We start from the raw sequence: 14,766 nt of genomic DNA, 5'->3' as shown, positions 1-14,766 counted from the left end.
ACAGGGGGCGGGCCGCGCGGACCGGTCCCCACGGCCGGGCGCGGGGTTGCAGGGGGCCGCGATGACGCGATACCTGCTGCGCCGCCTGATCGCCATGCCGCTCCTGATGCTGGGGGTGGCGACGGCGACATTTCTGCTGTCGCACATCACCAAGGCAGACCCGCTGGCGGCGATCGTCAGCGAGCGGCAGATGAACAACCCCGAGATCGTGGCGGCGGCCAAGGCGCGCTGGGGGCTCGACCGCAGCCTGCCCGAGCAATACGCGGTCTACATCTCGAACCTGGTGCAGGGCGATCTCGGCGTCTCGTTTCGCACGCGCCGGCCGGTGGCGGACGACATCGGCGCGCGGCTGCCGGCGACGCTGGAGCTGGTGGTCTTCGCCATGATCTTCGGTGTGACGGCGGGGATCGGGCTGGGGGTGGCGGCTGCGCATTGGCGCGACGGCTGGATCGACCACGGGGCGCGGCTGGTGGCGCTGATCGGCTCATCGATGCCGGTGTTCTGGACGGGGCTGATCCTGCTCTATGTCTTTTCTGTCGTGCTGGGGGTGTTTCCGGGGCCGGGGCGGATCGATGCGCGCGTCGCGCCGCCGCCGGGGGTGACGGGGTTCTACACGCTCGACGCCCTGATCGCAGGCGACATGGAACGGCTGAGGCTCGCGCTCGCGCATCTGGTCCTGCCCGCCTTCGTGCTGGGCTGGGCGGTTATGGGCATAATCTCGCGGCTGGTGCGAGGCTCGATGCTCGACGTGATGGAGCAGGACTACATCCGCACGGCGCGCGCCAAGGGGGCGGGCGAGGGGCGGGTGCTGTTCGCCCATGCATTGCGCAACGCGCTGATCCCGACTCTGACCATCATCGGGCATTCATTTGCCTATCTTATCACCGGCGCCGTGCTGACCGAGACGATCTTCGCCTGGCCCGGCATCGGCGCCTATGCGGTGGACAGTGCGCGAAGTCTCGACCACCCCGCGATCATCGGGGTCACGCTGGTGGGGGCGGCGGCCTTCCTGATCGCTAATCTGGTGACCGACATCGCCTATGCGCTGGCGAACCCGCGGATCGAGATCGGGCGCGCGGATGGCTGAGGCGGTGCGCATCCGGCCCGGCCTGCCCGGCTGGCTGACGCCGCCTGTCGCGGTGGGGCTGGCGGTGGTGGCGTTCTGGGTGGCGGCAGCGCTGACAGCTGACCTGTGGGGGCTTGCCGACCCTCTGCGCATGGTCGCGCGGCGGTTGCAGCCGCCCTCGGGCGCGCACTGGCTGGGGACCGACGCGCTGGGGCGCGATGTCCTTAGCCGGACGCTGCACGGGGCGCGGATCTCGCTGACGATCGCGGCGGTGGTGGTCGCGGCGGCGGTGTCGCTGGGGGCCGCCCTGGGGGCGATCGCGGGTTTCGTGGGCGGCTGGGTCGATGGGCTGGTGATGCGGCTGGTGGACGTCACGCTCGCCTTCCCGCCCGTCCTGCTGGCGATGGCAGTGGCGGCGACGCTAGGGCCGGGGCTCGAGAACGCGGTGGTCGCGCTGGTCGCGGTGTGGTGGCCGGTCTATGCGCGGCTGATGCGGGCGCAGGTGCTCGAGGTCCGGACGCGCGAGCATGTCGAGGCGGCGATCGCCTGCGGCGCGGGGCCGATGCGGCTGTTGACCAGGCACATCCTGCCGCTGTGCTGGACGCCCGTGCTGATCAACGCGACGATGGATGTGGGACAGGTGATCCTTCTGGCCGCGGCGCTGTCGTTCATCGGACTGGGTGCGACGCCGCCGACGCCCGAATGGGGTGCGATGATCTCGGAGGGGGCGACGCAGTTCTATTCCTGGTGGATCGCCTTCGGCCCCGGCTTCGCCATTCTGACCGTGGTCCTGGGCTTCAACTTCCTGGGCGACGGGCTGCGCGACTTCCTCGACACGCGGTCCGCGCGATGACCGGAGCGGCGGGGCTCGAGATCCGCGGGCTGCGGGTGGGCTTCCCCGGCGGGCTCGAGGCGGTGCGGGGCGTGGACCTCAGCCTCGCGCGCGGCGAGGTTCTGGGCGTGGTGGGCGAGTCGGGCTCGGGCAAGTCGCTGACGTGGCTTGCCGCGATGGGCCTCGCGCCCCGTGGCGCGCGGGTTGAGGGCTCGGTCAGGCTGATGGGCGAGGAGCTGATCGGTGCCCCACGCGCGCGGCTGCGCGAGCTGCGCGGCAACCGGATCGCGATGATCTTCCAGGACCCGCTGAGTGCGCTGAACCCGGTCCTGACCGTGGGCACGCAGATCGCCGAGGCGATCCGGCTGCACAACCCGGACCTTGGCGGGCGAGAGGTCCGGGAGCGGGTTCGCGAGCTGCTCGACCGGGTGGCGGTGCCGCAGGCGGCGCGCCGTGCCGGGCAGTATCCGCACGAGTTCTCGGGCGGCATGCGCCAGCGGGTGATGATCGCCATGGCGATCGCCAACGACCCCGACATCCTGATCGCCGACGAGCCCACGACCGCGCTCGATGTGACCGTGCAGGCGCAGGTTCTCGAGGTGTTCGAACGGCTGCGGGCGGAGCTGGGGATCGGCATCGCGCTCGTCACACATGATCTTGGCGTGGTCGCGGGGCGGGCCGACCGCGTGGCGGTGATGTATGGCGGCCGGGTGGTCGAGGAAGCGGGGGTCGATGCGCTCTTCGCATCGCCGCAGCACCCCTACACGCGGGGACTGATCGGGTCGCTGCCCACGGTCGCAGGCGCGGGCGGGCGGCTCACCGCTATTCCGGGCGCGCCGCCCTCGCTCGCCGCACGGCCGCCGGGATGCAGCTTCGCCCCGCGCTGCCCGATCGCCGAGGCGCGCTGCCAGGCCGAGGACCCGGTGCTGATGCCCGCGGGCGACGGGCGCCGCGCCGCCTGCCACTTCGCCGGAGCCCGGCCCGCGGCGCCTGCCGCGACCGGCCCGGCACGAGCGCCCGTGAGCGGCGAGCCGGTGCTGTCGGTGCGGGGGCTGGTCAAGGACTACCGGATGGATGGCGGCCTCCTGCCCCCCGTCCTTGGCGGCGCGGGGGCGGCGCGGCTGCGGGCGGTGGCAGGGGTCGATCTCGACCTCGCCGCGGGCGAGACGCTGGGGCTGGTGGGCGAGTCGGGCTGCGGGAAATCGACGCTCGGGCGCTGCATCCTTGGGCTGGTCGCGCCCACGGCGGGGTCGGTGCGGCTGAGGGGGACCGAGCTTGCGGGCCTGACGCGGGCCCAGATGCGGCCGTGGCGGCGGCACCTCCAGATCGTGTTCCAGGACCCCTACGCCTCACTCCATCCCCGTATGCGGGTGGGCGAGATCATCGCCGAGCCGATGCGGCTCCTGCTGGGCCGCGCGCCGTCGGCGGCGCAGGTGGCGGTGCTGCTCGAGCGCGTGCGGCTGGAACCCGCCTTCGCGCGGCGCTATCCGCACGAGCTCTCGGGCGGGCAGCGCCAGCGGGTGGGGATCGCGCGCGCGCTCGCCGTCGATCCCGACGTGCTGGTGCTGGACGAGCCGGTCTCGGCGCTCGACGTGTCGATCCAGGCGGGGGTGCTCAACCTGCTGGCGGACCTGCAGGCAGAGCTTGGCCTCGCCTATCTTTTCATCGCGCATGATCTCGCGGTCGTGCGGCATGTCTCGCATCGTGTGGCGGTGATGTATGCCGGGCGCATCGTGGAAAGCGGGCCGGCCGAGGCGCTCCATACGGCGCCGCGCCATCCCTACACGCAGGCGCTTCTCGCGGCGGCGCCCGTGCCGGACCCGCCGGCCGAGCGGCGCCGGCGGCGGCAGTTGCCCGAGGGCGAGCCGCCCGATCTCTTGGCCGCGCCGCGCGGCTGCGCGTTCCGGGCGCGTTGCTGGCGGGCGAGCGACCGCTGCGGGGCGGAACTGCCGGCGCTCCGGGCGGTGGATGGCGGGCATGCGGTCGCCTGCCACCACCCCGAGCCTGTCGCGGCAACGGCGCCGGCGGGGGCGTGACGGCCGTCCCGGCAGGGGTGCGGACGGCGCCGCGCTCAGCCCTCGACCAGCGGGAAGGTCGCGGCGATCGCCCAGGCGAAGGCGATGGCCGTGGCAATGCCGCCCACGAAGGGATGCCCGGTGCGGCGCTGGAGAACCGCGCTCGCATGGCCGTAGATCGCGAAGAAGATCGCGATCACCGGCACGATGATGAGGAGGAAGAACAGCCGCTCGAAATCGAGCGCGACGGCGGCGATGAGCGAGGCGAGGAAGCCCGCCTGCATCGCAGCATAGCCGCCGCGGCCGGCACCCGGCCCGCGGGTCGCCCATTCGGCCGCCAGGAAATGCGCAGCGGTCCCCGCGAGCAGGGCAAGAAACAGCGTCAGGCGGCCGGGCGACAAGGCGAAGGAGGTGAGCAGCCTGTCGATCGGCCAGGCGACGCCCACGAGGCCGAAGGCAACGGCGCCAAGCGTGGCCAGCACGAGCGCGCGCCTCGACAGGGCGGGAGGCGGGGCCGGCCGGATCGGGCCACGCCCGCACGCGGCGAGGCAGGCCGCCGCGATCAGCCCGAACGCCAGGAAATGCATCGCCAGATAGTCGCCGACCAGCACAGGAAGGAACTTCGTCGGCAGGACCCGCAGCACGAGCGGCGTCGCCACCGCGGGCACGACGATCACCGGCCACAGCGCCCGCCAGCCGAGGCCAGCTCCCGCGGGCGGGGAGGACACGACCGGCAGCAGGCGCGCGAGCGGGCGCATCAGCGCGACGACGCCCGCGAGCAGCAGCACGATCCACGGCCCGCGCATGTCGGTGCGCGGCGGCCCCGCGCGCGGGATGCCGAAGGCGAGGTCAAGCCAGCCGACCGTCTCGGCAAGGCTCGCCTGGGCGAACAGGACGCTCACATGCTCGGTCCACGGACTCGCGGCTGCCCGGCGGGCGGTGCCGGCGGCCGGGTCGCCATGGGTCACCCTCATCTGCGCCGCCCCGGGCGCCGCGGCCAGACCCACCGCCCGAAGCGCCTCGGCCGCGAGCGCCGTCTCGAGCGCCCCGACGATGACGAGGAGATTGGGCGGCGTGGTCTCGGTGACCGTGGGGGCGAACATCGACACGGCGATGGTGGCCCCGATGCCCGGTGTCTGCTGCGCGAAACGCACCACGATGTCGGAGGCCATCGAGTGGCCGAGCACGGCGACTCGCCCGTCGCCGAGGCGGCGCGCGACCTCGACGACGCGGCCAAGCTGGTCCACCAGTCTCCGGGTCGCGCCCTCGGGGTCGGTGATGCTGCCCCCGAGCGGGGCGGGGTTGCGGCCGTGCCCGGCAAGGTCGTAGGTGACCGCGGCATAGCCGTTGCGCGCGGCGGCAAGGGCGAAGGACTGCATGAGCTGCTGCGAGCCGGCGAAGCCATGGGCGATTACCAGCACCGGCCCGAGCGCGGGCCCCTCGGGCAGATGGGCGGTGGCCGGCGTCCCGGCGACATCGAACGCGCGCCGCTCGACACCTTCGCCGGCCGCGTCGAGCCGGGTCAGCGCGAGCAGGATCGCGGCCATAGCCGCGATGCCGAGCAGCGCGTCGGTGATCCTCGAAGCCCTCGCCGCCGTCATCCGGGTGCCTCGCCACCTTCGGGTTCGGGCGGCCACAATAGGGCTGCGCCGGCGCCGCGTTAAGGCCCCGGCTGCGCCCGGGCCAGCCGTCTTTTTGCCGGGGCGCATCGCGGACATGGACGGGCGGCGACGAAAAGGCCACGATTGCGGGTGGGACGATTCCTGTCCCGCTGCAATCGCACGGGAGCAGCAGGGCGAGATGAACGGCGCAAGCGTCACGATCCGGCGCGACGGCGAGGGCGCCGTGCTCGAGCTTGCGGGCCGTGTCGTCATGGGTACGCTGCACCTGATCGAGCCGGGGCTGCGCCGCGCGCCGTCCGGCGTCCCGGTGGTGATCGACCTCGGCGGGGTCGCGGCGCTCGACACCGGCGGCGCCTGGCGCATTCTCGAACTGCGCCGCACGCTGGAGGCCGAGGGCGCGCGGGTCGAGATCGTGGGCGCCGACCCCCACGAGGCAGAACTGCTCGACGCCGTCGCCCGGAGCCTCCCAAGAGCCGAGGGCATCGAGGAGCCGCCGCGCGGCCTTGTGCCATGGATCGCCGGCGTCGGCGAGACGATTGTCGATCTGGGGCGCACCAGCATCGAGATCCTCGGCTTCATCGGGCTCGTGGTCGCGCGGGCCGGGCGCACGCTGGTGCAGCCGGGCCGGCTGCGGCTGACCGCGCTCGTCCATCACATGCAGGAGGTGGGCTTCAACGCCGTGCCGATCGTCTCGCTGATGGCGTTCCTGATCGGCGTGGTGCTGGCGTTCCAGGGCTCGGTGCAGTTGCGGCAGTTCGGCGCCGAGGTCTTCGTCGTGAACCTCATTGCCATCTCGGTGCTGCGCGAGCTGGGCATCCTGCTCACCGCCATCATCGTCGCGGGGCGGTCCGGCTCGGCCTTCACCGCGGCGATCGGGTCGATGAAGATCCGCGAGGAGGTCGACGCCATGCGCACGCTGGGCCTCGACCCGATCGAGGTGCTGGTGCTGCCGCGGGTGTTCGCGCTGATTCTGATGCTGCCCGTGCTCGGCTTCATCGCCAATGTAATGGGGCTGGTCGGCGGCGGGCTGATGAGCTGGATCGAGCTGGGCGTGAGCCCCGGCATGTTCGTCACCCGCCTCTACGAGACGACCGACGTCTGGCACCTGGGCGTCGGATTCATCAAGGCGCCGTTCTTCGCCTTCGTCATCGGCGTGATCGGCTGCTACGAGGGCCTGAAGGTCGAGGGCAGCGCCGAGTCGGTCGGCCGGCTAACGACCGCCTCGGTGGTGCTGTCGATCTTCTCGGTGATCGTGATCGACGCGGTGTTCTCGGTGTTCTTCGCGGAGATCGGCGTATGAGCGGGTCGCGCGAGGCCGTGATCGAGGTGCGGGGCCTCGTCAACCGGTTCGGCAGCCAGGTCGTGCATGACGGGCTCGATCTCGACGTCTACCGGGGCGAGGTGCTGGGCGTCGTCGGCGGCTCGGGCACGGGGAAGTCGGTGCTGCTTCGGACGATCGTCGGCCTCAACCGGCCGCAGGCGGGCGAGATCCGGGTGTTCGGCCGCGACGTGCTGCGCGCCAGCGAGGCCGAGCGGCGCGAGATCGAGAAGCGCTGGGGCGTGCTGTTCCAGGATGGCGCGCTGTTCTCGTCGCTCACCGTGCTGCAGAACGTCGAGGCGCCGATGCGCGAACAGCTCGCCCTGCCGCATTCCATGATGAAGGCGCTGGGCGAGCTCAAGATCTCGATGGTCGGCCTGCCGCCGCTGGCCTGCGGCAAGTTCCCGTCCGAGCTCTCGGGTGGGATGCGCAAGCGGGCGGGGCTGGCGCGCGCGCTTGCGCTCGACCCCGAGATCGTCTTTCTCGACGAGCCGACCGCCGGCCTCGACCCGATCGGCGCCGCGGCCTTCGACGACCTGATCGGCCAGTTGCAGAAGTCGCTCGGCCTCACCGTCTTCATGGTCACCCACGATCTCGACAGCCTGCATGCCATCTGCGACCGCATCGCCGTGCTGGCCGAGCGCAAGGTGTTGGTCACCGGCAGCATGGCTGACATGCTGAAGGTCGACCACCCCTGGGTGCACGAGTATTTTCATGGTCCGCGCGCCCGCGCGGCAATGGCCTGACAGCGGCGCGACGAGGTCCCGGTCCTGATGGAAACACGCGCGAACCATGTCCTGATCGGGCTCTTCACGATCCTTGGCGTTCTTGGCGCGCTGGGCTTCTTCCTATGGCTCGCCAAGGTCGAGATCGACCGGCAATACGCCTATTACGACGTCCTGTTCGACAGCGTGGCCGGCCTCGGCGAGGCGGGCGACGTGCGCTACAACGGCCTGCCGGTCGGACAGGTCGTCTCTCTGGCGCTGGACCCCGCGAATCCCGGCAAGGTGCGGGTTCGCCTCGAGGTCGGGGCCGACACGCCGGTCACCACCGAGACCGTGGCGACGCTCGAGTTCCAGGGCGTGACCGGGGTCTCGTATGTCGCGCTCTCCGGTGGACGCCCGGGGGCCCCGCCCCTGCCGGCGCCGGCGGACGGCTCGAACCCGGTGATCCCTTCGGCGCGCTCGGCGGTGCAGAGCCTGTTCGAGGGCGCACCCGAACTGCTGGAGAAGGCCATCGCGCTGCTCGAGGACGTGCGCGAGGTGGTGAGTCAGGACAACCGCGAGGCGGTCACAAGGATCCTCGGCAATCTCGAGAGCGCATCGGGCGAGCTCGATACCGTGCTGGGCGATTTCTCGGCGCTCTCGACGGATCTTTCGGCCGCCGCGCGCGAGGTGAGCGCGTTCACCGGGACGCTCGACGGGCTCGCGGTGACGGCGGACCGGACGCTGAACACGGCCGACGAGACGCTGCGCACGGCGACCGAGGGGATCCGCAGGGCCGAGGCGGTGCTCGAGGACGTCTCGGCCGCGCTGAGGAGCGCGCAGACGACCTTCGACAGCGCCAATGCCCTGATCGCGGACGACCTGCCGGGGCTGATCGCCTCGGTTGACCAAGCGGCCCTCACGATCGGCGGGGTCGCGACGGATCTCGGCGCCCGGGCGGACGAGCTTGCCGGCAGGATCGGGACGCTGGCCGACACCGCGACGGCCCGGCTGGTCGAGGCGGAGGCCACGATCGCGCGGCTCGACGGCACGATCGGGCAGGCCGACACGACGCTGAAGTCGGTCGACACCCTGAGCCGCAACGTCGATGCGCTGGTCACGGGAGAGGGCGCTGCGCTGGTCAGCGAGGCGCGCGCCGCAGTCGCCGCCGCAAGCGCCGCGATCGCGCGCGTGAACCGCGTGATCGACGAGGACGTGCCCGGCGTGGTGGCCGACATCCGCAGCGCGACCGCCGAGGTCAACCGCCTCGTCACCACGCTGGGCCCGACCATCGAGACCGCGGCGGGCCGGCTCGATGCCATCACCTCGGGGGCCGAGCGCACGCTGAGCGCCGCGGCCGATACCTTCGAGCGCGCCAACTCGACCCTGCAGGCGATCGACGGCACGCTGGCCGGGGCCGACGCGGCGCTCGCCTCGGCGACGCGGACCTTCGACAGCGCCAACGTGCTGCTGGAGGAGGATGCGGGGGCGATCATTGCCGACATCCGAAAGGCAGTGGCGACGCTCGAGACCTCGGTCAGCACGGCCTCGGCGGATCTGCCGCTGATCACCGCGGATGTCCGCGCGGTGCTGGCGAATGCCCGCTCGCTGGTCGGCAATGTCGATGCCATCGTGCTGGACAACCGCGACGAGATCGAGAGCTTCACGCAGGTCGGCCTCGTCGAGTTCGTCCGCTTCGTGCAGGAGGCGCGCAAGCTGATCCAGAACCTCGAGCGCCTGACGGCGCGGATCGAGCGTGACCCGGCGCGGTTCTTCCTCGGAACCCAGGCCCCCGAATTCCGGAGATGAAGATGGCCCTCACCCGTCTCGGCGCCCTTGGCGCGATGCTGCTGCTTTCGGGCTGCGCGGGTCTTGCGACCCTGACCGCGGTGACCACGCCCAAGGACCTCTACGAGCTGACGCCGAAGAGCAGCTACGACGCGTCGCTGCCGCGGATCGAGTCGCAGCTGGTGGTCGACGAGCCGACTGCCGCCGCGGGGCTCAACACCGACCGCATCGCGGTAAAGCCGAACCCCTTCGCCGTGCAGTATTTCCCGAATTCGAGTTGGGTCGACCGCGCGCCCCTGATGGTGCAGACGCTGCTGGTCGAGAGCTTCGAGAACACGGGGGCGGTGCGCTCGGTCGGTCGCGAGGCGATCGGCATCACCGCCGACTACACCCTGCTGACCGACCTGCGCGAGTTCCAGGCCCGGCTCTCGCCCGGCGAAGGCGAGGGCATCGTCGTGCAGGTGCAGCTCAACATCAAGGTCGTCGAGGAGCCGCGCGGCCTCATCATCGCCTCGGAATCCTTCGGGAACACGACGCCCGCGGCCTCGGGCGAGATCCTCGACGTCGTGGCGGCTTTCGACGAGGCGCTGGGCAAGACGATGCGGGCCGCCGTCGACTGGGCCGTGCGCCGGATCGCCGAGGCGGGCGACGGGAACTGAGGACGCGGACGGCGGCGGCACCGGAAGGCCTGCGCCCGGCGCGGCGTTCTGGCAGGGTCCGGCGGGGGTGTCCTGCGACACGCTTCGGCGGATCGGTGCAAGTCGCCAGCCGGTCAGGCATCGCCGGGACGCTCTGCAAACCCGCCATGAGCACCGGTGCGGCGGCCTCGTGCGGGGCGATGCCGGCCGTGCTCGCGCGAGGGCGTCCTAGCGCTTGAAAGTCCTTCGAGCTTCGCCGCGCAAGTAACGCGGAAAGTCATGCGCCTCGATGCCGGTCCCGAGTTCGCCGGAATGGAATCTTGCGCAAATATATCCCCGAGGAATCGATCCTGCGCGGCGTCGCTGCCAAGTTGAAGTGATGATAGGTTGTGCGTGCTTGTAGCGTTTCAACATGACTTATCCGGCCGTCATGGCAGCGCGTCGAGCGGGCTCGGCGGAGAGCCCGCGGCGCGCCGACCGCGCGCCGCCTGGCCGGTCCGGGGCGTCCGGCCTTCGGTGCGATCACGTCTTGAGGCAGATCGATGAAATTCAAGTTCGTCGCGGCGCTCCTGGTGGCTGGCGCCCTCGTCTGCGGGCCCGTCCGGGCGCAGGACGCCGACGCGATCATCCATTCCGATCTCGTCGAGGTGCTCGCGGCCACGAACGCGGCGCTCGACGCTCAGTCGGCGTTCTGGTCGAAGCTGCTCCGCCAAGAAGTGGCGGCCCGCAGTACGAACCCGGAGATAGTCACGATCGCGGCCGAGCTGAACGAGTTCGCGGCGCGCGCCGTTACCCGGATCGCGTCGGTGTTGCTGGAGGGCGACATGGCCGGACTCGAGCGGGTGCTCGATGAGTCCGCCGACACTCTCACCGGCCTTGCAAACGCGTTCCGGCCGTTGATCCTGTCGATGAATGCAGGCTGATCTGCGCGGCGCGGCCAGCCGCCCACCGGGCGGTCCCGGGGCCCGACGGCCGCGTCAGGTCCGGGCGATGGCCTCCGGGCCGTCCGTGACGACGCTGACCGGGGGCATCGCACCGGCCGCCACTGGTGTGGATGCGTGGGTCGCCGCCCTTGCCTTGCCCGGGGTGATCCCGAATGCGCGCCGGAATGCCCGGTTGAACGACGCGATCGAGTGGAAACCGTGCCGCTCGGCGATGGCCGCGATTGGGACTTTCGCCTGACCGGGGTCCCGCAGCGCCGTGCGCACGCCTTCGAGGCGGATCATCCGGACATGGGCCGCGACACCGGCGCTGCCTTCGAAGATGCGATAGAGCGTGGTCCGCGAGACCCCGGCTAGCTTGGCGATGCGCGCGGCGTCGAGCCGGGCCGAGGCGATGTTCCGCTCGATCACGGCGTCCACCCTCAAATGACGTGCATGTTGCACTGCAACCTAGATCGCGCAGTTCTCTCGCAGGCGCAAGAGATTTGGGCGGAGCGCGGACGTTTCGTCGCGCGCCGTCGCGGTCCGCATCTTTCGCGCCGGAGGAACTTCCCGCCCGGCCCGCGCCGCGCCAGAATGGCCGCGAAGTCGTGCGAAGGAGTCGCCATGGCATTCGTGCGGGACCGCGCAGCAGGGCGCCGGCGACCGGCTGCGCTTCCGCCTCGATGCGCTGGCCGGTTCGCGGCCGTGACGATACCGGATCGCTCATGATGACCGCAGCGGGCAAGCCTGCCGCGCAGCGACCGGGCGAGGCGGGCGTCAGCGCCATCGGGCAGCTGGGCGCGCTGGGCCGGGCGCTGCTGCGCGCGCGCGGGCGCCATCGGGTCCTCGCGATCTCGGCAGGCCTCGTCGCCGTGATCGCGATCAACGCGGCGGGCCAGATCCGTCTGAACCTCTGGCAGGGCGATTTCTACGACGCGCTCGCGCGCAAGGCGACTGGCGACTTCCTCGTCCAGACGCTGGTGTTCCTCGCGATCGTCGCGGTGCTGCTGGCGCTGGTGGTGTCGCAGGTGTGGCTGCTGGAGATGCTGAAAGCGCGGCTGCGCGAATGGCTGACCAACGACCTGATCGGCCGCTGGCTCGCGCCCAGCCACGCCTATCGCCTCGGCCTCGCCGGCGAGATCGGCACGAATCCCGACCAGCGCCTGCACGAGGACGCCCGCAAGCTGACCGAGCACACGGCCGAGCTTGGCGTTGGGCTCCTGCAATCGACGCTGCTGCTGGCGAGCTTCGTGGGCGTGCTGTGGACGCTGTCCGCGGGCGTCGCGTTCCACTGGGGCGAGCGGACCTTCACCGTGCCGGGCTACATGGTCTGGTGCGCGCTGGCCTATGCGGCCGGGGGCTCGGCGCTGGCGTGGTGGCGGGCGCGTCCCCTGGTCCGGCTGAACGAGGCGCTCTACGGCCGCGAGGCCGAGCTGAGGTTCGGGATGGTGCGGGTCGCCGAATCGGCCGAGGGCATCGCGCTCTATCGCGGCGAGTCCGACGAGAGGGCGCGGCTCGGGGCCATGCTCGACCGCGTGATCGACGTGATGTGCCGCCGGGCGGGGGGGCTTGCGCAGCTCACATGGGTGACCTCGGCCTATGGCTGGCTGGGGATCGTGGCGCCCGTTCTGGTCGCGGCGCCCGGCTATTTCGGGGGCGATCTCTCCTTCGGGGGCCTGATGATGGTGGTGGGCGCCTTCTACCAGGTCCAGCAGGCGCTGCGCTGGTTCGTCGACAACGCGCCGCGGATCGCCGACTGGCGTGCCACGCTGACGCGGGTGATGGCGCTGCGCGACGCGCTCGACCACATCGACCGCGCCGCGCGGCCCGACGACGCGGTGCCGCGCCTGACGGTCTCGCGCGGCGATGCGCCGCGGTTCGAGCTGCGGGGCGTGGCGGTCCGGCTGCGCAATGGCGAGGCCCATGTCGCCGAGGGGGATGTCAGCGTCGGCCGCGGCGAGCGGCTGCTCGTGGTCGGCGCCGCCGGGGCCGGCAAGAGCACGCTGTTCCGCGCCATCGCCGGGATCTGGCCCTGGGGGCGCGGCGAGATCGTCCTGCCCGGGTCGGACGGGCTCCTGTTCCTGCCGAACCGCCCCTATCTGCCGCCGGGAACGCTGCGCGATTCGGTCATCTACCCGGCGCCGCGCGGCAGCGTCATGGACGAGGCGGCCCGGACGGCGCTGTCGGAGGTCGGGCTCGGCCATCTTGCGGCCGAGCTCGACCGCGAGGCGCGCTGGGACCGCGAGCTCGCGCTCGACGAGCAGCAACGCCTCGCCTTCGCGCGCGTCCTGCTGCATCGCCCGGGCTGGCTGTTCATGGACGATGCGGCATCCGCGCTGGGCGGCACGGAACGCGCGGCGCTGCGTGCGACCCTCGACCGCCTGCTCGGCGACATGACGGTGATCGCCTTCGAGCGGAACGGCGAGGAGCATGCGGGCTTTCCGCGCCGGATCCACGTGGTCCGCACGGCCGTCCCCTGATGACCCCGCCGCTGTCGACGGACTTGGTCCGTTCGGGGGGCGTAAGATCGACCGCCCGACCCGTGCCCGAGGTCAGGCCCGCTCGCGCCTGCGCGGCGCGCCGTCTCCTCCGCGGGGAACCAGTGCCGCGTACGGTTGGCGAAGGCCACCAGCGAGAGCATGACGGGCACGTCGACCAGCGCGCCGACCACCGTCACCAGCGCCGCGCCCGAGTTCAGGCCGAACAGTCCGATGGCGACCGCGACGGCCAGCTCGAAGAAGTTCGAGGTGCCGATCAGCGCGCTGGTCGACGTGCCCGTCGTGACGGCTCCCCGCCCGCGCGTCGCGCGGGGGGTCGAGAACCCCGACCCGCCCGGAGGACCAGCCAGTGGCACGGATCGCGATCAACGGCTTGGGCCGCATCGGCAAGCTGGTGCTGCGCGCCCTGATCGACGAGGGTGCGCCCGGCGAGATCGTGCTGCTGAACGACCCCGCCGGCGACCCCGCGCAGCACGCCATGCTGCTGGAGTTCGACAGCGTCCACGGCCGCTGGCCCGCCCGCTTCGCGCATGACGGGTCCGGCGTCGCGGTGAACGGTCAGCGGATGCCGCTCACGGCCGCGCGGCGGATCGAGGACCTGCCGCTGGCGGCCCTCGGGGTCGATCTCGTGCTCGACTGCACCGGGGTGTTCAAGACACCGGCCAAGCTCCAGCCCTATTACGACGCGGGCGTGACGAAGGTCGTCGTCTCGGCCCCGGTCCATCGGGCGCCGGCGCTGAATCTCGTCCATGGCGTCAACCACCACCTCTACGATCCCGCGCGCCATCATCTCGTGACGGCCGCAAGCTGCACGACGAACTGCCTCGCGCCGGTGGTCAAGGTGCTGCACGAGGCGATCGGCATCCGGCACGGCTCGATCACCACGATCCATGACGTCACCAACACCCAGACCATGGTCGACCGGCCGGCGAAGGACCCGCGCCGGGCCCGCTCGGCGCTTTTGAACCTGGTCCCGACCACCACCGGCTCGGCCACCGCGATCACGCTGATCTACCCGGAACTGAAGGGGCGGCTGAACGGGCACGCGGTGCGCGTGCCGCTGCTCAACGCCTTGCTGACCGACTGCGTGTTCGAGATGGCGCGCCCGACCAGCGTCGCCGAGGTCAACGACCTGTTCGAGGCCGCCGCGCGCACCAGCCTTGCCGGCATCCTCGGCTTCGAGCCCCGCCCGCTCGTCTCGTCCGATTTCCTGAACGATCCGCGCTCGGCCGTCATCGACGGGCCCTCGACCATGGTCGTCAATGGCACGCAGGTGAAGGTCTACGCCTGGTACGACAACGAATGGGGCTATGCCTGGCGCATGGCCGACATCGCGCGGCTGGTCGCGCGGGATCTCTGAGG

At 71.6% G+C, this 14,766-nt stretch carries 12 protein-coding genes and 1 pseudogene; 10 read left to right on the top strand and 3 right to left on the bottom strand.

Annotated elements, in window-relative coordinates; all coding sequences use genetic code 11:
* Positions 1-61 precede the first annotated feature (61 nt).
* From M1105_RS04190 to M1105_RS04180, 3 genes are read left to right on the top strand one after another with little or no spacing between them, the layout of a single operon-like run.
* Entirely contained in the window at positions 62-1,087 is a 1,026-nt protein-coding gene (locus M1105_RS04190) for an ABC transporter permease (protein ID WP_249579093.1), read from the top strand.
* Complete coding sequence (locus tag M1105_RS04185) at positions 1,080-1,919, top strand: ABC transporter permease (protein WP_249579092.1); 840 nt, start codon at positions 1,080-1,082, stop codon at positions 1,917-1,919. The genes M1105_RS04190 and M1105_RS04185 overlap by 8 nt, the downstream gene beginning before the upstream one ends.
* Positions 1,916-3,934, top strand: coding sequence for an ABC transporter ATP-binding protein (locus tag M1105_RS04180; protein WP_249579091.1), 2,019 nt, complete (start codon positions 1,916-1,918; stop codon positions 3,932-3,934). Before M1105_RS04185 ends, M1105_RS04180 begins: the two co-directional genes overlap by 4 nt.
* 35 nt (positions 3,935-3,969) lie before the next feature.
* Here M1105_RS04180 and M1105_RS04175 read toward each other — a convergent pair whose 3' ends face one another.
* A complete protein-coding gene (locus M1105_RS04175; protein ID WP_249579090.1) occupies positions 3,970-5,514 on the bottom strand; it encodes an alpha/beta fold hydrolase in 1,545 nt (514 codons plus the stop codon).
* A gap of 199 nt (positions 5,515-5,713) precedes the next feature.
* On the opposite strand from M1105_RS04175, the gene M1105_RS04170 reads away from it, so the two are divergent.
* The 5 genes from M1105_RS04170 to M1105_RS04150 all read left to right on the top strand — a co-directional run bounded on the left by M1105_RS04170 (position 5,714) and on the right by M1105_RS04150 (position 10,906).
* A complete protein-coding gene (locus M1105_RS04170) occupies positions 5,714-6,835 on the top strand; it encodes an ABC transporter permease (protein ID WP_249579089.1) in 1,122 nt (373 codons plus the stop codon).
* On the top strand, positions 6,832-7,599 hold the full coding sequence (locus tag M1105_RS04165; protein WP_249579088.1) for an ABC transporter ATP-binding protein: 768 nt from the start codon (positions 6,832-6,834) through the stop codon (positions 7,597-7,599). Before M1105_RS04170 ends, M1105_RS04165 begins: the two co-directional genes overlap by 4 nt.
* A gap of 27 nt (positions 7,600-7,626) precedes the next feature.
* Positions 7,627-9,366: an MlaD family protein gene (locus M1105_RS04160; RefSeq protein WP_249579087.1), complete on the top strand. Its 1,740-nt coding sequence runs from the start codon at positions 7,627-7,629 to the stop codon at positions 9,364-9,366.
* Positions 9,367-9,368: 2 nt separating this feature from the next.
* Positions 9,369-10,004: an ABC-type transport auxiliary lipoprotein family protein gene (locus tag M1105_RS04155; RefSeq protein WP_249579086.1), complete on the top strand. Its 636-nt coding sequence runs from the start codon at positions 9,369-9,371 to the stop codon at positions 10,002-10,004.
* Positions 10,005-10,525: 521 nt separating this feature from the next.
* Positions 10,526-10,906, top strand: a complete 381-nt coding sequence (locus tag M1105_RS04150; RefSeq protein WP_249579085.1) for a hypothetical protein — start codon at positions 10,526-10,528, stop codon at positions 10,904-10,906.
* A 54-nt stretch (positions 10,907-10,960) separates the two neighbouring features.
* On the opposite strand, the gene M1105_RS04145 is transcribed toward M1105_RS04150, so the two are convergent.
* A complete protein-coding gene (locus tag M1105_RS04145; protein WP_249579084.1) occupies positions 10,961-11,335 on the bottom strand; it encodes a helix-turn-helix transcriptional regulator in 375 nt (124 codons plus the stop codon).
* Between the two features lie 296 nt (positions 11,336-11,631).
* Here M1105_RS04145 and M1105_RS04140 point away from each other — a divergent pair, with 296 nt between their 5' ends.
* The gene (locus M1105_RS04140; protein WP_249579083.1) at positions 11,632-13,386 is read left to right on the top strand and encodes an ABC transporter ATP-binding protein/permease; all 1,755 of its coding nucleotides are present in this window, start codon (positions 11,632-11,634) and stop codon (positions 13,384-13,386) included.
* 113 nt (positions 13,387-13,499) lie between these two features.
* Here the strand turns inward: M1105_RS04140 and M1105_RS04135 are convergent.
* Positions 13,500-13,667 (bottom strand): annotated as a pseudogene (locus tag M1105_RS04135) (arsenic resistance protein); the annotation flags it as partial.
* Between the two features lie 86 nt (positions 13,668-13,753).
* On the opposite strand from M1105_RS04135, the gene M1105_RS04130 reads away from it, so the two are divergent.
* Positions 13,754-14,764, top strand: a complete 1,011-nt coding sequence (locus M1105_RS04130; RefSeq protein ID WP_249579082.1) for an ArsJ-associated glyceraldehyde-3-phosphate dehydrogenase — start codon at positions 13,754-13,756, stop codon at positions 14,762-14,764.
* Positions 14,765-14,766 lie beyond the last annotated feature (2 nt).

Origin of the sequence: Thermohalobaculum sediminis (genome assembly GCF_023487995.1) — a bacterium.
In the GTDB taxonomy this organism is placed as follows: domain Bacteria; phylum Pseudomonadota; class Alphaproteobacteria; order Rhodobacterales; family Rhodobacteraceae; genus Thermohalobaculum; species Thermohalobaculum sediminis.
This window is presented reverse-complemented; position numbering and strand designations above follow the sequence as displayed.